Origin of the sequence: Undibacterium sp. TJN19, from assembly GCF_049339485.1 — a bacterium.
In the GTDB taxonomy this organism is placed as follows: domain Bacteria; phylum Pseudomonadota; class Gammaproteobacteria; order Burkholderiales; family Burkholderiaceae_D; genus Undibacterium.
This window is the reverse complement of sequence record NZ_JBMPPL010000023.1, coordinates 1-20,898: the sequence shown is the minus strand read 5'-3', so window position 1 is coordinate 20,898 and position 20,898 is coordinate 1. Positions and strand designations below refer to the sequence as shown.

The following is a 20,898-nucleotide window of genomic DNA, read 5'->3' as shown; positions in this document are numbered from 1 at the left end:
GGCGATGTCTTTTAAAGACGAATTGCTTGCTACCCAATAGGCCAGACCCAACGGGTCAGCTGGACGGTTGAAATAAGCGATGTATAACTTCTGGATGTCAGCTGCTGTGTTGGCCATTTGGGGTCCTCAATATATTGGTTTTGTATCAATCTAAACATTGCACTTTCTACAAAAAAAGCTTGTAGAAATTTAACGAGGCGAGATTATCATGGGATAAACAATCGTCTTGTGACGCAAATCACAAACCTGTAATTTGGAGTTTGTAATTTGCTAAAAAGAAATAAATTCAGCAACTAGCCATGGCGAAACTTTACAAACTCTTCACAGATAAAAAAAACAGCCCTGAATCCAATTCAGGGCTGTTTTTTGTGGGACCAACAATTTTGTAAAGCTTAATGGATAATTTTATTCAGGAAGTCACGTGCACGATCTGAGCGGGCATTGGTGAAGAATTCGTCTTTTGGACAATCTTCCACGATCACGCCTTTATCCATGAACACGATACGGTTCGCGACTTTCTTGGCAAAACCCATTTCGTGCGTTACCACCATCATGGTCATGCCTTCTTGTGCCAGGCCCACCATCACATCCAGCACTTCATTGATCATTTCTGGATCCAGCGCAGAAGTCGGCTCATCAAACAGCATGGCGATCGGGTCCATCGACAAGGCGCGGGCAATCGCCACGCGCTGTTGCTGACCGCCTGAGAGTTGACCAGGGAATTTATCTTTTTGCGCAATCAGACCGACGCGATCCAGGTATTTGAGGCCACGTTCTGTGGCTTCTTCTTCAGAACGGCCCAGTACCTTGACCTGGCCTATGGTCAGATTCTGACGGATAGACAGATGAGGGAATAATTCGAAGTTCTGAAATACCATGCCTATGCGTGCGCGCAGTTTGGACAGATTGGTTTTAGGGTCACCGACAGAAATACCTTCAACAGTGATGTCACCTTTCTGGAAAGGTTCCAGACCATTGACGGTTTTGATGAGCGTTGATTTACCAGAACCGGAAGGACCGCATACCACCACGACTTCACCTTTGGATACCTCGGTAGTGCAATCTGTCAGTACTTGAAACTGACCATACCATTTGCTGACATTATTTAATTTGATCATGTTTATCTCCAATAATACTTAGCGAATGATCGCTACTTTTTGCTGTAATTTCTTTACCAGGCTGGACAAGCCAAAGCACATAAAGAAATAGACGACAGCAACGAAGGAATACATTTCTACCAGGCGACCATCACGTTGCGCGACTTTGGAAGCAGCGCCAACGAAATCGGTAATCGACAACACATATACCAGAGAAACGTCCTGGAACAGAACAATGGTTTGTGTCAGCAACACCGGGATCATATTGCGAAAGGCTTGTGGCAAGACGATATTACCCATGGTTTGCCAGTAATTCATGCCTATCGCATAACCCGCCCAGATCTGGCCACGCGGTATGGACTGGATACCTGAACGCATGATTTCACAGTAATAGGCGGCTTCAAACATCACGAAGGTAATCAGTGAAGAAGAAAATGCACCTACCTGCACCGGTTCATTCGAGCCGATGATCCACGCACCCAAATACGGCACCAGGAAGTAAAACCAGAAAATAACCAATACCAGCGGAATCGAACGCATGATATTGACATAGGTTGTCGCAATGCCGGATATCAGCTTATTGCTCGACAGGCGCATCATCGCCAGCAGGGTTCCCAATATCGTGCCGCCCACCATCGCCAACAGAGTCAGCTTCAGGGTGAAGGTCATGCCGGTAGTGAACAGATACACCCAGGAACGCTGGATGACGTCAAAGTCAAAATTTGAAAACATAGTCAGGCCCCTCCCGCTTTAGCAGTGCCAGTAGTAATAAATCCCGGCACAGCGGTGAATCTTTCAAGCCAGTTTGAGATCAAGATGGCAATGACCGAAACCGCCAGATAAATCAGCGTAGCGGCGGAAAAAGCTTCAAATACCTGAAATGAAAATTCCTGCATGGAGCGGGCGCTGGCCGTCAATTCCATCAAGCCTATGGTCAAGGCGACAGAACTGTTTTTGATAATCGCTGCAACTTCATTGGTTAATGAAGGAATGATGACACGGAAGGCCATGGGTAATAGCACATACCGGTAAGTTTGCGGCAGGGTCAAACCCAGTGCCGTACCCGCCATGCGCTGACCGCGCGGCAAGGTATTGATACCTGCTGATACTTGTACTGCAACGCGGGCCGACGTGAAGAAGCCGAGGCTTAATACGGCGGTAATGAAAGGTGCATTTGGCAGCGATTTGAGCCAGTTACCCATTTCTGTTGGCACCAGTTCTGGCATGACAAAATACCAGAGAAACATTTGTACCAGCAGTGGGATATTGCGGAACAATTCCACATAGCCGTTAGCAATTCTTGCTGCCCATTTATTTGGTGCAGTACGTATGGTTCCTACAATTGCACCCAATACCAGTGCGATTATCCAGGCTATGCCGGCTGTTGCCAAAGTCCACAGCATGCCATGGATCAGTGAATCCATATAGGTGCCCCCGCCATCCGGCGCGGCCTCCCAAAAGATATTCCAATTCCAGTTGTATTTCATGTTATCTCCCCAAAGCTTTGCGCATCACTGAATTTTGCAAACGTGTAGCAAAATAAAACGGGAGGCGTTACCCCCCGTTTTGTGACGATCTATTTCTTGGAACCTGTTTGCTATCTCACTGCACATGCATGATCGAGGATCACGCGCCGCTCAAAATGCTCATGTACCTTAGAGTACATTTCGCTTTTTGCGCTGCGCTAACGTTGCCCTGACCCCGCTGACGCACGCTCGCTACGGATCGTAAACAGGTTCTCACCAGCGCGCTGTTATTTTTTCTTGGTCAGTACAGCTTTTTGCGCTTCCGGTACCGCTGCGTAAGCAGATGGTTCGCCGGAATCTGTTGGTTTGGCAACCACCGCCTTCAGTTGTTCAGACATAGGCCAGTTCAAAGCGATACCTTTTGGTGGAATCGGTTGCAGGAACCACTTGTGGTAAATACGGTTGATGTCGCCAGAAGTCAGCACATTGCTGATCGCTGTATCTACCGCTTTTTTGAACGGCGCGTCATCTTTACGCAGCATGATGCCATATGGCTCAACTGACAGCGCTTCTTTGCTGATTTCATAGTCAGTTGGTGTCTTGGAATTGGCTGCCTGAGATGCCAGCAAAATATCGTCCATGACGAAAGCAACTGCACGGCCGGTTTCCACCATCAGGAAAGCTTCGCTATGATCTTTGGCTGGCAAAATATTGATGCCCAGGTTTTGATCTGCATTCAGCTGTGTCAATTGCTTCAGGTTGGAAGTACCGGAAGTGGACACGACGGACTTGCCTTTCAGGTCAGCCAGAGTTTTGATATTGGAAGATTTTTTCGAAAGGATACGGTTTGCAGTTACAAACGTTGTTGGTGCAAAGGCCACCTGTTTTTGACGTTCTACATTATTGGTGGTGGAACCGCATTCCAGATCAATAGTGCCGTTGGCCATCAGCGGGATACGTGTTGCCGATGTCACGGGGTTCATCTTGACATTGAGTGCAGTCAAACCCAGTTGCTTTTGTATGGATGTCACGATCTTCAGGCACAGATCGATGGAATAACCTTGATAGGACTGTTTGTCATCGAGGTAGGAAAATGGAATGGAAGAATCACGCACACCCAGCGTAATAATGCCCGTTTCCTTGATTTTTTTCAGTGTTCCTGTGTCTTGCGCCTGTGCTGCACCGGCGATCAAACCTGCCCCAACCAGACCAACCAATAATTTCGACAATTTCATGCTATCTCCAGAAAGTTAAATCAAAAAATTTATGGCTTTGAGTTTAACAAAACCCTCAGCTTGCTAACCGTTTTTTTTAGCCGGCTTAATACGTAATACTACTTAGTGAAAGGGGGTTCGCCCCGGATATCGCTGGTTTAGTTCTATTTTGAATCTTTTAATCAGCGACTTTGTCTGTTGGGAAACGGATACTGTCCCGTAACAGGAAGCCCATGGGCATATTCAAATTCGCCCCTTTTGGGGGCACAGGCTTGCGAAACCATTTTTCGTAAAGCTTGGTAATTTCACCGTCATTCATCAAACGCCCCATTTCTTTATCGATCAGGGCTTTGAAAGCGACATCATCTTTGCGCAACATCATCGCAATTGGCTCAGTGGACAGGGGGTCGCCCACCACCACAAATTTGGCCGGGTCTTTGGCATTAGCCCGTAATCCGTACAACAACACATCGTCTACCGTAAATGCATCAGCCTGCAGATTTTCGACCATATTAAAAGATTCATTATGATCGCTACCTTCCAGCAACTTCAAATCCAGTGCCCTGACCTTGTCACGGTCATTAAGTAACTTGACGGTGGTCGTGCCCTTGGTGGTCACCACCTTTTTGCCTTTGAGGTCAGTCCAGTTCTTGATGCCGGAATCGGCACGCACGATCATGCGCGCAGCAGCAAAGAAATGGGGAATGGTAAAGGCGACCTGCTTACGGCGCTCTGCATTATTGGTGGTAGACCCACATTCAATATCGGCCTTGCCGTCGGCAATGGCGGGAATACGCGTACTACCGGTGACCAGCAGGTAATTCACATTCAACTGGGGCAGTTTAAGCTCACGCTTGATCGCATCAACCAGCTTCAGGCAAATATCCATGGAATAACCGACCGGCTTCTTGTCATCTCCGTAGTAGGAAAATGGAAAAGACGCTTCACGATGCGCGATGGTCACCGTTTGCGTCTCTTTAATGCGTGCCAGGGTATCCGCAGCCAATGAAAGCGAGGAGCACAAGCCCAGCAAGCATGGCAAGCTGGCCTTTACTATCCATTTCGAAACTTTCATATGATCCCCCTTTTGGCTAAATCAGGATGGTAATGACAAAGGTCAAATAAATTCAACAAAAAAATTCACATTTAACAAAATATTATTTAGATTTTCCTCAAAAATTTGACTACAAAAACATCAGACCATCTTACGCAATAATTGTTCCAGCTGGGGTTTTAAAGTATAGCTTTACAACATTAAGCGCAAATGACAGGAACTAAGTCACAACAAATTGCCTTGTCTGCCTTCTTCTTCAACTGTGGTACTACTGGTATTGCCTGACTAAAGCGACAATATCCGTCACCTATCATGATAGGTGACGGATAGCTTTTTACAATTCCAGATTATGGATACAGGCCACGCACCTCACGCGCCTGCAAGACCCTGGAACAGCCAATAATGAAGGCAGCGGTACGCAAGGATACTTTCTTGTCTTCAGTGACCTGCCAGACTGAATTAAACGCTTCTTTCATAATACGCGTCAGGCGCAGATTGATTTCGTCTTCACTCCAGAAATAGCTGGAGAAATCCTGCACCCATTCAAAGTAGGACACTGTCACACCGCCGGCATTGGCAATCACGTCGGGGACGACCAGTACGCCTTTGTCGCGCAGGATATCATCGGCTTCCGGCGTAGTCGGGCCATTCGCACCTTCAAGAATGATGGAGGCGCGAATCTTGTCGGCATTTTTGACCGTGATCTGCTGTTCCAGCGCTGCCGGGATCATGATGTCACAATTGACTGACCAGAATTCATCATTTGGCAATACGGCTTCGATTCCTTCGAAACCGGCGACGCTGCCTTTGGCTGCGACATGGTCAAGCAGTTTGTTAACATCCAGACCATTTGAATGGAAAATCGTGCCACCGTGATCTTGTACAGCCACGACCTTGGCACCCGCTTCGACGAACAGGCGTGCAGCGATACCGCCGACATTACCAAAACCCTGTACTGCAATTTTTGCGCCGGCGATATTCAAACCACGCTTGGCTGCCGCTTCACTGCCCACTACGAATACGCCACGGCCAGTGGCTTCACGACGACCCAGGCTGCCGCCAAGGGAGATAGGCTTGCCAGTCACCACACCGGTTGCCGTGCGGCCTTCGTTCATGGAATAAGTATCCATCATCCAGGCCATGGTTTGTTCATTGGTGTTGACGTCTGGTGCGGGGATATCTTTGTCCGGGCCGATGATGATGCCAATTTCAGATGTGTAACGACGCGTCATGCGCATCAGTTCGCCACGCGACAATGTTTTTGGATCTACACGGATACCACCCTTGGCACCACCGTAAGGGACGTTCACTGCAGAGTTCTTGATCGTCATCCAGGCAGACAGCGCCATGACTTCGGAAAGGGTCACGTCCTGGTGGAAACGCACGCCGCCTTTACCTGGGCCACGGGATGTATTGTGTTGAACACGATAGCCTTCGAAATGAGAGATCGAACCGTCGTCACGCTCAATGGGGACGTCAACGATCAGGATACGTTTCGGGCGTTTCAGGGTTTCTACCCAGCGGGACAGGTGCCCGAGGTAAGGAGTAACGCGATCAATTTGCTCAAGGTAAACTGACCAAGGACCGGTCTCAGTCGGGGTAAGATAAGACGGTATCTGGTGCGGGGTGGACATCGTATGGCCTCTTGAAGTGGTTGAACTGGTATGCAATCTGTATTTCAGCCAGGCTGACAATCAACCCGCGCTGAAAGCAGACGCATAGTAGTCTTTTCACTCTAAAATCAGCCAATGCTTTGTTTGCATGTATCTATGCATGAAATGCATAATCATCAAAGTGACAGCATGGTATGGTGATTTGGCATTGTCACATTGCCATTTTCAAATCATCGCAGACACGTCTTTTGATGCACTGGATATGACCTGCTCATTTGGCTTTGGCGACCCGTTTGCCACTTTGTTTTTCTGCCGCCTGTAGTTGCTGAAGATAATCCCACAAGCGCGAGACAATCATCTTGCCCGGCCTTTGCAGCGAAGGCCGCTCGCGATAGAGACGAATCTCCATATTCACTTCCCATGCGCCGCTGCCATCGTCGGCACGCGCCAACTGCTTTTGCTTGACTTCACGGGTCACCGCAGATTCCGGCAAGAAGGCCACGCCACGGCCTTCCAGCGCCATCATTTTCAAGCCTTCTGCCATATCGGTTTCATAGCATTTCTCGAAATGCAATGGCTGCCGCGTATCGTTGAGGATCAGATCTACCATGCGCCCCAGATAGGCATTATTGGCATAGGCCAGAAATGGCAACGGCGCTTGCACCGTACCAGGCAAAACAAATTCCGGCACGGCATGGCGGTCACAGCGTGTATACGCGCGCAGCGCCTCGGTGCCCATGCTGATCATGTCATACTGGCTGCTGTCGAGCAGCAAGGGTTGGCGCGGGTGGTGATAGCACAACAAAAGATCACAGCCCCCTTCGACCAGGGTCATGACCGCATCGTGGACATTCAGGGCCAGCAGGCGGCTGTTGATTTCACCGAATGCGGCTTCCAGGCTGGTCAGCCAGCGTGGCACATAGGTCAGTGAGAGCGTATGCGGCACGGCAAAATCGACCGTGGTCTGGGTAGCAGTGCGCTTGCCTCGCAACAAGGCGCGGGCATTATTGATTTGCCCCAGCATGGCAATCGCCTGTTCATAAAAAACTTCACCGGCATGCGTGAGGCGCGTGGGATAAGACGTGCGGTCTATCAGATCACTACCCAGCCAGGCCTCCAGGGATTGTATGCGGCGCGAAAAAGCCGGTTGTGTCACATGGCGTAATTCAGCAGAACGGCTGAAGCTATTGGTTTCTGCCAGTGAGACGAAATCTTCCAGCCATTTGGTTTCCATTTATGCTCCTGCCAGTCCCCGCATACTTTCATCCATATCGCGGATTTCTTCATCTGCCTGATCGGCCTGTGAATTTTGCTGACGCTCCCACATCTGTGCATAAGCGCCCTGCTGTTCCAGCAAAGCCTGATGGGTGCCGCGCTCGACGATACGCCCTTGATCCATCACCAGAATCTGATGCGCATCCACAATAGTGGACAGACGGTGAGCGATCACCAGGCTGGTGCGGCCACGGGCGATTTCTTTCAATTGCGCCTGTATCATCTGTTCGGAACGTGAATCCAGCGCCGATGTCGCTTCATCAAAAATCAGTATCGACGGGTTCTTGAGCAAGGTACGCGCAATTGCCACACGCTGCTTTTCACCACCCGACAATTTCAGGCCACGCTCACCGACCATGGTGTCATAACCATCCGGCAAAGACGTGATAAATTCGTGGATATAGGCAGCCTTGGCAACAGCAACGATTTCATCCTTGCCTGCATCAGGATTACCATAGGCGATATTGTATTCTATGGTGTCATTGAACAAGACTGTGTCTTGCGGCACGATACCAATGGCCGCACGTACAGACGACTGCGTGACCAGCCGTAAGTCCTGTCCTTCTATGCTGATCTTGCCGGACTGGATATCATAAAAACGGAACAGCAAACGCGACAATGTCGACTTGCCAGAACCGCTATGCCCGACCACGGCCGTGGTGGTGCCAGCAGGAATGGAAAAATCCACGTCAAACAAAATCTGTCGATTGGTTTCATAGCTGAAATCAACATGATCGAAACGGATTTCGCCGCCTTCTTTATGATTGATGCGCAAGGGATGTGCATCAGCGGCATCTGCAATTTCGCGGTTTTGATCAAGCAGGGAAAACAGCCTTTCCATATCGGCCAGGCTTTGCTTGATTTCGCGATACAGCACACCCAGAAAATTCAGGGGCACATACAGTTGTATCATGAAGGCATTCACCAACACCAGGTCACCCAGGCTCATTTTTCCATCAATGACACCCTGGGTGGCACGCCACAGAATCAGGGTAACGGCGGTGGCAATAATCAGCGACTGCCCGGTGTTCAACAGGAACAGACTGCTTTGAGATTTGACGGCGGCGGTTTCAAAACTTTTAAGGCCCTGGTCATACCGATGGGCTTCATATTCTTCGTTGCCGAAATACTTCACCGTTTCATAATTGAGCAATGAGTCAATGGCCTTGGTATGTGCCTTGGAATCGAGCTCATTCATCGTGCGGCGGAAATGCGTGCGCCATTCAGTGACGGTGATGGTGAAGACGATATAGGTCAGCAAGGCCACACCGGTAATGACACTGAACCAGATGTCGTAATGCGTAATCAGGTAAATCAATACGAAGCTGATTTCCAGCAATGTCGGAAAAATGCTGAACAAGGCATACGAGACCAGCGCAGATACCGCACGGGTACCACGTTCTATGTCACGCGTGACCCCACCGGTTTGCCGGTTCAGATGAAAGCGTAGCGACAAGGCATGCAGATGACGGAACACCTGCAAGGCAATGGTGCGCACCGCCCTTTGCGTGACTTTGGCAAAAACAAATTCGCGTAATTCCGTAAACAGCGTAGTTGACAGACGCAGAACACCATAGGCGACCAATATTCCCATCGGCAAGACCATCATGGCGGCCGGATGGCTGAGCGTGATGGTCATGGCGTCTACCAATTGCTTCAACACCAGTGGCACGCCAACGCTGGCCAGTTTGGCAGCGACCAGAAAACTCAATGCCAGGCTGACGCGCCATTTATAAGCCCACAGATAAGGCAGCAAGGTTTTGACGGTAGACCAATCGCCGCGTTTTGATTCTGCACCATTGGCAGCCGCGGCTATGGGTGAGGTTCGATTGGTTTCTCTGCGTGACATGAAAAATTTCTTGAAAATGAGATAGAAAGGGGTGAATCAATAAATTAAAGCCGGATCAGTAATACAGATATAAAAACACAGATACAAAGCAGGGCTAACGGCATAGCCAGATTTTCTTGCTCAATGCACAAGACAATTCACTCAAGGCTGAAGTACAATTTCAGCATTATCCTTGTGAATCGATGAATGTGCTTGTCCATCACCAATCCGGTAACTCCATAGTACACCTGCGTACCATATCTGGATTCTGTACCGGCATGCTCGCAACGCAACACTATCGCATCATTTGCTGGGAACCATTACATTTAATCAAATACATCCATGGCAGACCACGAGACAAAACAGTTAGTCATCTTCGGCACGAGTAATATTTTGTCAGACATCGTTGATTGTGCGCTGGCCAATGGCCTGTCCGTCAGCAAAATAGTCACCCATCAGGCGGAAGCCACAGGTGAGCGTGACCTGAGCCTGGCGGCACGCATGGCGATCTGGCGTACCCAGGGCATCAGGCCGGAAGTCGTGGCCTTTGATGATTTCCAACCTGCGCCAAATGAACAGTATGTACTGGGGCCGACGACACCTACGCGCGCGGTGATGGCCACAGCCTTGCGGGAGAAATTCGATTTGAGTTATTGCCGCCTCATCCATCCACGCGCTTATGTGTCGCCTATGGCAAGTATTGCTGAAGGAGTTTTCGTTGGTGCAAACAGCGTGATCGGCCCCGGTGCGGTGCTGGCACAGCATGTATTCATCAATCGCGGCGTCACCTTTGGCCACGATACGCATATCGGTGCTTTTTCACGCGTACAGCCGGGCAGCAATATCGGTGGCTTGTCGCACATAGGGCATAGCGTCACCATCGCCATTGGCGCTACCCTGCTGGAAAGACTGGTGATAGGTGATCATGCCTTCATCGGTGCCGGTGCCGTCGTGACTGGCGATGTCGAAGCTGGCGCACTGATGCTGGGCGCACCTGCAAGATTCAAGAAATCGATGCTGCCGCCCTGAGATGAAAACGCTGTACCGCCAGTTCACATGCGGCTTGCAGGCTGGGTGACGATTGTGCAAGATCAAGCACGGACACAAAGTGTTGCTGCATGGCTTGCCCCGCCTGCTGGCGTAGCGTGCGATTGCAGATCCATGCATCGAGTCTGGCAAAATACGCATCTGTACTGGCCAATGCGGCAGTACCAAGTTTATCGCCGCCATCAGAACCCGAAAAACTGAGCACCGGCAAGCCAAGCGCCATCGCTTCTGCCACGGCAAAGCCACCGCCCATCATGGGTGGATTGACATAGATATCACAGACCGGCAAATAGTTAACCGCATCAATACAAAAGGGAATGGTTTTTACCTGCCCTTGCGTAACTCCGTGCAAAGCTGCCGGCATGTCACCATTACCGCCAACAATGATCCAGCTCAGTTGCGGGTTTCTGGTCAGTACATCCACCATATGAGCAGCCCATTCACCCTTGATGCGTGCGTTACTGTCGCTGAGCAAGGTAATCATTACTACGCCATCATCAGGCCAGCCCAGATCCGTGCGAGAATGTTTTTTCGTCATGACTGGTGGTACCAGCCTGTATGGATGGTAATGGCCCTGACTGAGGGGAAATACGCTATCCCATGGTGAAGCAATGAACTGGTCAAATTCCCGTTGCGCAGTCAACCATACGTCGGCAGGTACCATAGGCGATAGTGAATTGATACCCAGGCTAAGAATCGGGCGCAGGGGATGGACAGTCGCCGCCAGGCCAGAATACAGGCCGACTGACATCACCAGATCAGGATCAAAACCGGCCATATGGTTCAACAGGCTTTTAAAGCGCTGGGTCAGTGAAAAACGGCTGTCACCAGTCATCAGTTGACCACCCACACCCAGGTAGCGCTCCCAACCGGCTGTACTGAACTGCGGATTGCTTTCGTAAGCATTGCTGCCCAGATAATGCTGAAAATCCGGCCCCAGCATTTCTTGCGCAGAATACAGTACAACTTCATAACCGCAGCGGCGCAGGCATTCGGCCTGCTGCAAAGCCATCAGGGTGGGTGGGTGCTTGATGTTGATCAGAGCAGGCGCAATCAGAGCAAGCCGTTTGATCTGACTGATTTTTCTGACATGCAAGGCCGTTGTTTGCAACAGGTTTTGCTGACTCCACAGGCTGATCGCATGAGCGATTTTTGGTAAGCCGATCGCCATCAAACGTTGCTGGAAAACCTGCCTGCCAGATGCGTCAAGCAAGACTCTCTGCCAGCTGTTTTGCAAGAAAGTGATGACACGGTCCGGATCAAAAGGCTGCAGGCCCAGCACGATTTGCCCGGCCTGCTGCAAATATTCTGGTTTACCGGTCAACATATCAAGAAAACTGGCGCGGTAAAAACCTGGGAGACCATCGCTGGCGATATTAAGCAACAGAAATTGCTCCAGTTGCTGTGCCAGTGCCGGCGTAGATTTTCGCCGCAAGATGTCTATCATCTGATGCCAGCCATGACTGGCGGTGGGGTTGACCACCGTGCGCTGCACCACGTCATCTAGCAAGAGCAGGTCGTGCTGTCTGGTTTCCATCATCTACGGGTCTTTACCTTAACTGGTTTGCATGATTAACGGCTCGATATGACCAAGCGATATTAACAACGAGACATTTGCTGACATTGTCACAGTTTTGATTGATTTCTGAAATAGCTGCCAGTATGGCAAGTGTCAGTTTGGGTTAAAAATAGATACAGACCAGCCCGAAACGACCAGGTGTATGCCCGCAGGCTTAAAAATGGTTTAAGATCTGAAGCAAAGCATATCTGCGCCTTTCCTCTATCAAAATCCATTCAAAATCTTAGCAAGCAAAGAAAATATCATGTCTGAACTGTCAAAAACTGGCCTTCCTACGCACATGCCGACCTTAAGGGTCATGCCCATGCCATCTGATGCCAATGTCCATGGCGATGTTTTTGGTGGCTGGATCATGTCACAGGTCGATATTGCGGGTGCCATACCAGCAGCGCGCCGTGCCAATGGCCGTGTCGCTACGATTGCGGTCAACTCTTTTTTGTTCAAGCAACCAGTATTTGTCGGCGACCTGCTGTCGTTTTATGCAGAAGTGGTCAAGGTTGGCAATACCTCCATCACAGTGTCGGTAGAAGTGTATGCCGAACGTAATCGCCTGCAAGCCAGTACCGTGAAAGTGACCGAAGCAACACTGACCTATGTTGCCACTGGTGACGACCGCAAACCACGCCAGATCCCTCCGCTGGAAGATATAGAGAGCGCTGCTTGAGTTGAGTATGAAGTTATCCCGCCGCCTTTTTTTACAGCATTCTCTGCAATTTGCTACCTTTGCATCACTTGCCCAAGCTTTTCCCGGTTATGCCGCTGAAAAATCCAGCGCCTATCCATTTACCCTGGGCGTGGCATCAGGCTCACCACGGCATGACAGTGTCGTACTGTGGACACGCCTGCTGCCAGAGCCCTTGAACGCACTGGCCTTGCCACCAGTGGCCTATAAGGTACGCTGGGAAATAGCGGAAGACGAAAGCTTCCACCGTATCAGCTTCAAAGGTGAGGCCTATGCCCTGCCTGAGCTGGCACACAGCGTACACGTTGACGTCACCGGTTTGCAGCCTGACCGCTGGTACTGGTACCGCTTCATGCTGGGCGATGCCGTCAGTGCAGTTGGACGCACCCGTACCGCACCTGCCCAGGACGCCATGGTCGCCAATTTGCGGCTGGCCGTCGCCTCCTGCCAGCACTGGGAATTTGGTGAATATGCCGCACACCGGCATATCGCAGCAGCCAACCCGGATGTGGTGGCTTTTTTGGGTGATTATATTTATGAATGGGGGCCATATGATTTGCGTCACCCACTGAAACCACGCAAACGTGACATCGAAAGTTTTACACTGGCAGACTACCGTAATCGCTATGCGCAATACAAGACCGACCCGCATTTGCAGGCCGCCCATCATGTCGCGCCGTGGATAGTCACCTGGGACGATCATGAAGTCTGCAACGATTATGGTAACGACAGGGACGAAAGGCTGGACCCGAATTTCCTGTTACGTCGCGCTGCTGCGTATCAGGCTTTCTATGAGCATATGCCAGTACGTCTGCATGCAACAGTGAATGAAGCGGACCGCTTCACCAATATGCGCATCTATGAGCGTTATGACTGGGGTCGCATGGCGCGCCTGCATGTGCTGGATGACCGTCAATACCGCTCGCACCAGGTCTGCGCCAAACCTGGCCGTGGTGGCTCGAATTCAGTCACCAATGCAGAATGTAGCGAACGCCTAGACCCCAACCGTACCCTGCTGGGAACGGAGCAGGAAAAATGGCTGGCGCGCGGCTTTGCCAGTTCCACTGCAAAATGGAATATTCTGACGCAACAAACTCTTATGGCGCAGTCCAGCCAGACGGCTGTTGCGCAGGAAGGGGATGGCAAGTTCTGGACTGACGGCTGGGATGGCTATCCACTGGCGCGCCAACGCCTGTTTGATGATCTGCAAAAACACAAGCCAGCCAATCCGGTGGTGATCTCAGGTGACGTGCATACTTTTTACGCAGCAAACCTGAAGCGGGATTTTTACACTAAATCTTCGCTTGCCAATCCCTTGCTGGCGACAGAGTTTTGCGGCACGTCGGTCACATCCAGTTCGCGTCCGCAAGAACGCACTGATCAATTCGTCGCACAAAATCCGCATATCAAATATGGCCGCAGCGATAAACGCGGTTTCATGTTGCTCGATATTTCGCATACCCGCATGCTCACGCATTTTCTGGCGCTCGACGATGTGAACAGGGCTGACTCGGGCATCTCCACCTTGAACAGTTTTGTGGTGGAAGATGGCAGGGTGGGTGTGGTCACTGCCTGATTAACACAGTAATACAGGTGTACACGGGATGTAAAAATGGAAGGCAAGATGCCTTCCATTTTAAAAATTTCCAGACGCTACTTACTAAACGCCGGATGATAGAAGACTGACTTAAGCCTTTTTTTCATCCCGCAATTCGCGACGCAATATCTTGCCGACATTGGTCTTTGGCAGATCAGTACGGAATTCTATGTACTTCGGCTTTTTATACGCAGTGAATTGTTCTTTGCAATAATCCATTAACTGATCAACCGTCAGTGAAGGGTCTTTACGCACCACAAACAATTTCACGGCTTCACCAGAATTTGCATCTGGCACACCGATACATGCACATTCCAGCACACCCGGATGCATGACGATGACTTCTTCGATTTCATTTGGGTAAACGTTGAAGCCGGACACCAGTATCATGTCCTTCTTGCGATCAACGATCTTGGTGTAACCACGTTCATCCATGATGCCAATATCACCGGTTTTAAAGAAACCGTCCGCCGTCATGACCTTGGCTGTTTCTTCAGAGCGGTTCCAGTAACCGACCATGACTTGCGGGCCACGAATGGCGATTTCGCCACGTTCACCCAACGGGACCGGGTTGCCGTCATCATCGAGTATGGCCACTTCTGTCGACGGAATAGGCATGCCTATGGTGCCAGAAAATTCTTTGGTATCAGCCGGATTGGCAGTAGCGACAGGAGAAGTTTCGGACAGGCCATATCCTTCGGCGATGGCACAACCGGTAATCTTCAGCCACTTGTCAGCAACCGCTTTTTGCACGGCCATACCACCGCCACTGCAAATTTCATAACCAGAAAAATCCAGTGTGGCGAATTGCGGATTATTCAGCAAGCCGTTATACAGGGTATTCACGGCCGGGAAAATATTGACCTTGTAATTGCGCAGCTCTTTTATAAAGCCAGGGATATCACGCGGATTGGGAATCAGCAAATTCATTGCACCTATGCGTGTTCCCAGCAGGCTGCATACAGTCAGCGCGAAGATGTGATACAGCGGCAAGGCACAGACAATTACCTTTTGTTCATCGCTATGGCCTGCCATGCTTGGTGACAGCCAGGCATCATTCTGCAACATATTGGCAACCACGTTCTTGTGCGACAAAATCGCACCCTTCGATACGCCGGTGGTGCCGCCGGTGTATTGCAAAAAGGCGATATCGTCATGCGTGGTCGCCACAGCTTGCAATGTCAAACCGTCGGCTGCTGACATCATACTGTTGAAGCGTACGGCACCTGGCAATGAAAAAGCTGGCACCATTTTCTTGACATGACGCACGACGAAATTAACGATCATGCCTTTCAGGCCACCAAGCATATCGCCCATACTGGCCACCACGATATGTTTTACATTGGTTTTGCTGAGTACATGCTCTAGCGTGACGGCAAAGTTTTCCAGGATGAAAATGGCTTCTGCACCGGAATCTTTCAACTGATGTTCGAGTTCACGCGGCGTATAGAGCGGATTGACATTCACGACCGTATAGCCGGCACGCAAGACTGCGGCCATGACGACAGGATATTGCAAGACATTTGGCATCATGATGGCGACCCGTGCGCCTTTTTTGAGACCTTTGCTTTGCAGCCATGCGCCCACTTTCCGCGATAAAGTATCGAGTTCACCATAGGTCATGTGTTTGCCCATGCAGGCATAGGCATCACGTGCTGCGAATTTTTGAAATGCTTCTTCCAGCATCTGCACCAGGGATTGATATTGGTTTATATCAATTTCAGCGGGTACGCCTGCCGGGTAGGATTTCAGCCAAATCTTGTCCATACTATTCCTCGTCTCAGATGATTGTTGTTGTATTTGTGTGGTCTTGATGCTGCACTGCCTTGCGCGCTGGCTGGCTATCATTCTGGCTAAGATCGGCTGGCATTGGGGTCGCAAACAGGCAGCGGCAGGGATAGTCACCCTGACACTACTTGATGCTATCGGCTAAGCACGGTCAAGGCAAGCGATTTACGCGTTACCTGAAAACATACTCTAGGAATATGTCGCACCGCACCAACCTTTTAAAAAGGGAATGGGCAGTTTTTTGAGGAATAACAAGGTAAAAATGAAAATTTATGGCAACTCGCATTGATCCTGCTGGCTGGCTTCAATCCAGCCAACAAGTCAATGTCTGATCAGGCTTCATGGCATTTTTCCACCTGCACCAACAGATCGTAAAAGGTAGGGCCGCCGCCCATATCGGTCAGGCGCTGGCTGGTAACTTCATTGGCATTTTTATGGTCACTGGCCAGTTTCTTCCACCAGATTGACAAGCCCACCACCAGACCCTGCCTGGCCTTGTCAGTCACGCGCGCTACGGCTTCAAAACTGCCACGGTCATTAAAGATGCGCAGTTTGTCACCCTGGCTGATGGCACGTGCGGCTGCATCTTGAGGATGGATGTCGAGATGTGGTTGGCCTTCGGTATCACGCAGGCTTTGTACATTGACGAAGGTAGAATTCAAAAAATTACGCGCAGGGGGCGAAATCATCGCCAGCGGATAACGTTTTGCCAGTTCGGGATTGTCTGCCTGCGATTCATAAGGCGGGATATAAGAAGGCAAGGGGTCAAAGCCGTCACGCAGCATGCTGGCACTGTAAAATTCACATTTGCCTGAAGGCGTACCAAAGCCGCCATTGGCAAACGGTGCATCTGCCACTTTCAATTTGGCCCAGCCCGCTTTCTTCAGCGAAGACCAGTCGAAATGCACGGCATGCGCATGATTTTTATTAAATGCCTGGGCCGCAATATCATCATCGCTTTCGCTAAAACAGGGTTCGTCAAAACCCATGGCTCTGGCAATCAGGCGGAAAATTTCCGTGTTTGGTTTGGCTTCACCCATGGGGGCAATTGCCGCGTTATTTGCCATCATGTATAGATGGCCGTAAGTACTGTGGATATCGATATGTTCAAGTTGCGTAGTGGCTGGCAACAAGATGTCGGCATAGTCGGCGGTGTCAGTCTGGAAATGCTCGAGCACGACCGTAAACAAGTCCTCACGTCCAAATGCCTGAGCGACTTTGCCCGACTCGGGCGCCACGGCGACGGGGTTGGAGTTATAGACAATCACGGCCTCTACCATCGGGCCGAATTCTGTCGATGAGGCGCGCAATAAATCATCACCGATAGTGCTCATGTTGATGGTGCGACGCGGCTTGCCGGCTGGGAACAGGTCCAGCCTGTGCAGGGCCGCGGTGTTTTTAGGGAAGGCATCAGACAGTGATAACTGTGTCCCGCCAGCAGCGTGGCGCCAGGCACCGGTCAATGCTGGCAGGCAGGCGATATTGCGTACGGCCATGCCGCCACCATGCACTCTCTGCAGGCCGTAGTTCATGCGTATCATGCTGGCTTCACCGCGCTTGCCGCACTCGCCATAATCACGCGCCAGTTGCACAACTTCTTCTGCTGTAATACCGCAAACAGTGGCAACGCGTTCTGGCGTCCATTCAGCCACACGCTCGCATAACTGGCTAAAACCCAAGGTATGCGCTTCGATATAGGCATGATCCAGCAAGTCTTCTTTAATCAGCACATGCATCATGCCCAGCGCCAGTGCGGAATCTGTGCCCGGCAACAGGGCGATATGTTGATGACATTTTTCTGCTGTCAGTGAACGATAAGGGTCAATCGCAATCAGCTTCGCCCCACTGCGTTTGGCCGCCTGTACACGTGTCCAGAAATGCAGGTTGGATGCAATCGGATTACCGCCCCAGATCAAAATCAATTTGGCATTGTTAGTCTGTTCCGTGTCGGTGCCCATGCGCGTACCGAGCGTATATTTATAACCGGTACCGCCAGCTGTCGCACAAATCGTGCGGTCAAGAAAAGAAGCGCCTATCTTGTGAAAAAACCTTTGCGCCATGCTTTCACCTTGCACCAGGCCCATCGTACCTGCATAGCTATAGGGCAAAATCGCCAACGGGTCTTCCGCAGCGATCGGCTTTAATTTGCTGGCGATGATGGCAATAGCTTCTTCCCAACTGATGCGCTCGAATTTGCCTTCTCCTTTTTTACCGGTGCGCTTTTGCGGATACAGCAAACGATCAGGATGATAAGTACGTTCCGTATAGCGCGATACCTTGGTGCACAATACGCCAGCGGTAGTCGGATGTTCAGGGTCGCCCTTGACGGCAGTGGCCACGCCATTTTCTACTGTGACATGCAGGGCGCAGGTATCAGGACAATCATGCGGGCATACGGCTCTGACAATAGTGCTGTTCATTTTTTATAATCCGGTTCAATTCAAATTTGCTGCTGCGTCGTGCCAATTCCAGGCTTGTATCGATATTCACAACAGTATCCATGTACATAATTTTCTATCTGCTGCGCTTCTGTCTATACGACACCTGTCTCATCATAGGCCAGCATTGGTCGCATCATGGGATACAAAACAGCGGATTTTTATGCTGTGACTGATCTGCTTCCATCATTTTCTTTGTTGCTCTCAAGCTGGCAAGATATCTTGCCCTTCACCCAGGCGCTTGCCCGGATTTTTTTGTTCCAGTGCCAGCAAGGCAGCCGAATGATCGGCATGCGGATGGCTGATCAATAAGCTGCGGTAAACATCCGTCACCAGGCTGGTAAGCGGCAATGTCACGCCAGCTGCCGTTGCTGCGATTAGGATATTTTCCATATCTTTGGCCTGACTTTTCACTTGTCCACCCGGCATGAAAGTGCGGTCCAGCATGCGTTGACCATGCACTTCCAGTATCCGGCTTTCAGCAAATCCCCCACGCAAAGCCTGCCTCACCGCAATAGGGTCAGCACCGCCTGCTTGCGCCAGCAACAAGGCTTCTGCAACGATATTAATCGTGCCGCCAACTATCAGCTGGTTACAGAGTTTGGCCAGTTGCCCGGTACCCGGTTCACCAACGCGCAAGGGTTTCCCCATTGTAGCCAATACCGCTTCCACCTGCTGATACACGGTAGTATTTGCTCCCGCCATGATAGCAAGCGTACCCGCCTGCGCCCCGATGACGCCACCCGAAACTGGTGCATCAATGAAATCCACCTGATGCGCCTGCAATAAATTGTGCAAGCCTTGTGCCTGTGCCTGCTGTATTGAACTCATATCGATCACGATGCTACCTGGCTTTAACACTGGCAATATCGTTTGTATGACTTGCATGACGACATCGCCATCTTCCAGCATGGTAATAATGATCTCTGCATCCGTTTTCTGTATGGCATCTTGCGCCGTGCTGGCGACCAGTGCACCGTCCTGCGCTAATGCCTGGGCTTTCTCCCGTGTGCGGTTCCAGACGGTGACTGCATAGCCGGCAGCAAGAATACGTTGGGCCATAGGTTTGCCCATCAGGCCCATGCCCAGGAAAGCGATGCGGGGTTGTGCGCTGGTTACCAAGATGTTGCCCTTTCAATATTCTCGATTTATCCTGGGTAAATTGTAAACCCTTCGTCTTAAGAGTATGCGATTTGCCAGAGATTGCTACAATAGCGGTTCTTGGTCACCGTCCAACCTCATTAATACCTGAAAGTGAATTTTATGCGCCTGCGTCTCCCCTCTTTAATTGCCATCGCTGTCACCGCAATCTGCGCCAGTTCCTCTGCACTCGCTATCGATTCAGGCTCGCTTGAATTTGCAACTGGCAATAAAACAAAAATGCTGCGTTTGGGCTTGCAATCTAACTGGGACGATCAATGGTTTGCATCCAATGGCACCCATCTCGGCGGCTATTGGGACTTTACGGTCGCACAATGGCGCGGCGCTAATTTTCAGAGCAATGGCGGCACACAAAATCTCACCGATCTTGGTGCAACACCAGTATTTCGCTTTCAGAATGATAGCAAGAAGGGTTTGTACGGCGAAGCTGCTATCGGCTTTCATATGCTGTCAGAGATTTATGACAACAATAGCCGTCATTTTTCCACCAACTTCCAGTTCGGCGACCATATCGGTGTCGGCTATGTCACCAAGGATGGCTGGGATCTGAGCTTCAAAATTCAGCATTATTCAAATGGTGGTATCAAACATCCAAATCCAGGTGTAAATTTTGCTGTGCTGAAGGCTGGGTACGCATTTTAAGATAGGGTTTTGCGTGCTGATGTCGTAAAAATCATTCAGAAATGTTTGAAATAAAAAGGAGCTGATGCTCCTTTTTTATTGCCTGCCGCATCGTCAAACCGGCAAGACCGCGCACCACAGAGTCACAGAGTAAAAGCAGAGATTTTGTTTTCTCAACAAACCCATCGTTTCTCAACGAACGCCACTATGCGCCTGCCTGCACAGGAGCGACGATGCTAAAGCTTCAGTTTGAACAGACGCATGGGAATGCAAAGGGGAAGAGGAAATCGCTTTGACTGTAAGCCCGTCTTGGTGATAGAGAGCCATCCGCCCGTAGTCGCTGCAGTGCAGAGAAGAAATAGCCAATGCGAGCGTAGAAGTGGATGTTGATGTTGATTGGCGCGTGGATTTTCTGTTCGCACAAAAGCAAAACCCCCG

17 protein-coding genes are annotated in these 20,898 nt (G+C 50.4%); 4 read left to right on the top strand and 13 right to left on the bottom strand.

Going from position 1 to position 20,898, the window contains the following annotated elements; translation table 11 throughout:
• Positions 1 to 392: 392 nt before the first annotated feature.
• The 8 genes from ACO0LH_RS27915 to ACO0LH_RS27880 form a co-directional block, all read right to left on the bottom strand.
• Complete coding sequence (locus ACO0LH_RS27915) at positions 393 to 1,118, bottom strand: amino acid ABC transporter ATP-binding protein (protein WP_422944429.1); 726 nt, start codon at positions 1,116 to 1,118, stop codon at positions 393 to 395.
• Positions 1,119 to 1,136: 18 nt separating this feature from the next.
• Positions 1,137 to 1,829 carry an amino acid ABC transporter permease gene (locus ACO0LH_RS27910; RefSeq protein WP_422944428.1) on the bottom strand — a complete coding sequence of 231 codons (693 nt, stop codon included), beginning with the start codon at positions 1,827 to 1,829 and terminating at the stop codon, positions 1,137 to 1,139.
• 2 nt (positions 1,830 to 1,831) lie between these two features.
• On the bottom strand, positions 1,832 to 2,584 hold the full coding sequence (locus tag ACO0LH_RS27905; RefSeq protein WP_422944427.1) for an amino acid ABC transporter permease: 753 nt from the start codon (positions 2,582 to 2,584) through the stop codon (positions 1,832 to 1,834).
• A 266-nt stretch (positions 2,585 to 2,850) separates the two neighbouring features.
• Positions 2,851 to 3,798, bottom strand: a complete 948-nt coding sequence (locus ACO0LH_RS27900; protein WP_422944426.1) for a transporter substrate-binding domain-containing protein — start codon at positions 3,796 to 3,798, stop codon at positions 2,851 to 2,853.
• 157 nt (positions 3,799 to 3,955) lie between these two features.
• Positions 3,956 to 4,852, bottom strand: coding sequence for an amino acid ABC transporter substrate-binding protein (locus ACO0LH_RS27895; protein WP_422944425.1), 897 nt, complete (start codon positions 4,850 to 4,852; stop codon positions 3,956 to 3,958).
• A gap of 326 nt (positions 4,853 to 5,178) precedes the next feature.
• Entirely contained in the window at positions 5,179 to 6,465 is a 1,287-nt protein-coding gene (locus tag ACO0LH_RS27890) for a Glu/Leu/Phe/Val family dehydrogenase (protein WP_422944424.1), read from the bottom strand.
• 250 nt (positions 6,466 to 6,715) lie between these two features.
• On the bottom strand, positions 6,716 to 7,678 hold the full coding sequence (locus tag ACO0LH_RS27885; protein WP_422944423.1) for a LysR family transcriptional regulator: 963 nt from the start codon (positions 7,676 to 7,678) through the stop codon (positions 6,716 to 6,718).
• A complete protein-coding gene (locus ACO0LH_RS27880; RefSeq protein WP_422944422.1) occupies positions 7,679 to 9,568 on the bottom strand; it encodes an ABCB family ABC transporter ATP-binding protein/permease in 1,890 nt (629 codons plus the stop codon).
• 321 nt (positions 9,569 to 9,889) lie between these two features.
• Here ACO0LH_RS27880 and ACO0LH_RS27875 point away from each other — a divergent pair, with 321 nt between their 5' ends.
• Positions 9,890 to 10,576 carry a hypothetical protein gene (locus tag ACO0LH_RS27875; protein ID WP_422944421.1) on the top strand — a complete coding sequence of 229 codons (687 nt, stop codon included), beginning with the start codon at positions 9,890 to 9,892 and terminating at the stop codon, positions 10,574 to 10,576.
• Here the strand turns inward: ACO0LH_RS27875 and ACO0LH_RS27870 are convergent.
• Positions 10,551 to 12,134 (bottom strand): glycosyltransferase, encoded by a 1,584-nt coding sequence (locus tag ACO0LH_RS27870; RefSeq protein WP_422944420.1) that lies wholly within the window; start codon positions 12,132 to 12,134, stop codon positions 10,551 to 10,553. The genes ACO0LH_RS27875 and ACO0LH_RS27870 overlap by 26 nt on opposite strands.
• Positions 12,135 to 12,417: 283 nt before the next feature.
• Between ACO0LH_RS27870 and ACO0LH_RS27865 the strand changes: the two genes are divergently transcribed.
• Positions 12,418 to 12,837, top strand: coding sequence for an acyl-CoA thioesterase (locus ACO0LH_RS27865; protein ID WP_422944419.1), 420 nt, complete (start codon positions 12,418 to 12,420; stop codon positions 12,835 to 12,837).
• Positions 12,838 to 12,844: 7 nt separating this feature from the next.
• A complete protein-coding gene (locus ACO0LH_RS27860) occupies positions 12,845 to 14,431 on the top strand; it encodes an alkaline phosphatase D family protein (RefSeq protein ID WP_422944418.1) in 1,587 nt (528 codons plus the stop codon).
• Positions 14,432 to 14,542: 111 nt separating this feature from the next.
• On the opposite strand, the gene ACO0LH_RS27855 is transcribed toward ACO0LH_RS27860, so the two are convergent.
• The 3 genes from ACO0LH_RS27855 to ACO0LH_RS27845 all read right to left on the bottom strand — a co-directional run bounded on the left by ACO0LH_RS27855 (position 14,543) and on the right by ACO0LH_RS27845 (position 19,800).
• The gene (locus ACO0LH_RS27855) at positions 14,543 to 16,219 is read right to left on the bottom strand and encodes a long-chain fatty acid--CoA ligase (RefSeq protein WP_422944417.1); all 1,677 of its coding nucleotides are present in this window, start codon (positions 16,217 to 16,219) and stop codon (positions 14,543 to 14,545) included.
• A 353-nt stretch (positions 16,220 to 16,572) separates the two neighbouring features.
• Entirely contained in the window at positions 16,573 to 18,660 is a 2,088-nt protein-coding gene (locus ACO0LH_RS27850) for a molybdopterin-containing oxidoreductase family protein (protein WP_422944416.1), read from the bottom strand.
• 222 nt (positions 18,661 to 18,882) lie between these two features.
• On the bottom strand, positions 18,883 to 19,800 hold the full coding sequence (locus ACO0LH_RS27845) for an NAD(P)-dependent oxidoreductase (protein ID WP_422944415.1): 918 nt from the start codon (positions 19,798 to 19,800) through the stop codon (positions 18,883 to 18,885).
• A gap of 141 nt (positions 19,801 to 19,941) precedes the next feature.
• Here ACO0LH_RS27845 and ACO0LH_RS27840 point away from each other — a divergent pair, with 141 nt between their 5' ends.
• Positions 19,942 to 20,481 carry an acyloxyacyl hydrolase gene (locus ACO0LH_RS27840; protein ID WP_422944414.1) on the top strand — a complete coding sequence of 180 codons (540 nt, stop codon included), beginning with the start codon at positions 19,942 to 19,944 and terminating at the stop codon, positions 20,479 to 20,481.
• 223 nt (positions 20,482 to 20,704) lie between these two features.
• On the opposite strand, the gene ACO0LH_RS27835 is transcribed toward ACO0LH_RS27840, so the two are convergent.
• The coding region (locus tag ACO0LH_RS27835; protein WP_422944413.1) for a hypothetical protein at positions 20,705 to 20,898 on the bottom strand (194 nt) is incomplete at its 5' end.

Bases quoted from the DNA above. Each gene is read 5' to 3' on its own strand.
- ACO0LH_RS27850 (WP_422944416.1), bottom strand. From the start codon at position 18,660: ATGAACAGCACTATTGTCAGAGCCGTATGCCCGCATGATTGTCCTGAT.
- ACO0LH_RS27895 (WP_422944425.1), bottom strand. From the start codon at position 4,852: ATGAAAGTTTCGAAATGGATAGTAAAGGCCAGCTTGCCATGCTTGCTG.
- ACO0LH_RS27870 (WP_422944420.1), bottom strand. From the start codon at position 12,134: ATGATGGAAACCAGACAGCACGACCTGCTCTTGCTAGATGACGTGGTG.
- ACO0LH_RS27910 (WP_422944428.1), bottom strand. From the start codon at position 1,829: ATGTTTTCAAATTTTGACTTTGACGTCATCCAGCGTTCCTGGGTGTAT.
- ACO0LH_RS27915 (WP_422944429.1), bottom strand. From the start codon at position 1,118: ATGATCAAATTAAATAATGTCAGCAAATGGTATGGTCAGTTTCAAGTA.
- ACO0LH_RS27875 (WP_422944421.1), top strand. From the start codon at position 9,890: ATGGCAGACCACGAGACAAAACAGTTAGTCATCTTCGGCACGAGTAAT.
- ACO0LH_RS27840 (WP_422944414.1), top strand. From the start codon at position 19,942: ATGCGCCTGCGTCTCCCCTCTTTAATTGCCATCGCTGTCACCGCAATC.
- ACO0LH_RS27900 (WP_422944426.1), bottom strand. From the start codon at position 3,798: ATGAAATTGTCGAAATTATTGGTTGGTCTGGTTGGGGCAGGTTTGATC.
- ACO0LH_RS27880 (WP_422944422.1), bottom strand. From the start codon at position 9,568: ATGTCACGCAGAGAAACCAATCGAACCTCACCCATAGCCGCGGCTGCC.
- ACO0LH_RS27855 (WP_422944417.1), bottom strand. From the start codon at position 16,219: ATGGACAAGATTTGGCTGAAATCCTACCCGGCAGGCGTACCCGCTGAA.
- ACO0LH_RS27885 (WP_422944423.1), bottom strand. From the start codon at position 7,678: ATGGAAACCAAATGGCTGGAAGATTTCGTCTCACTGGCAGAAACCAAT.
- ACO0LH_RS27890 (WP_422944424.1), bottom strand. From the start codon at position 6,465: ATGTCCACCCCGCACCAGATACCGTCTTATCTTACCCCGACTGAGACC.
- ACO0LH_RS27860 (WP_422944418.1), top strand. From the start codon at position 12,845: ATGAAGTTATCCCGCCGCCTTTTTTTACAGCATTCTCTGCAATTTGCT.
- ACO0LH_RS27865 (WP_422944419.1), top strand. From the start codon at position 12,418: ATGTCTGAACTGTCAAAAACTGGCCTTCCTACGCACATGCCGACCTTA.
- ACO0LH_RS27905 (WP_422944427.1), bottom strand. From the start codon at position 2,584: ATGAAATACAACTGGAATTGGAATATCTTTTGGGAGGCCGCGCCGGAT.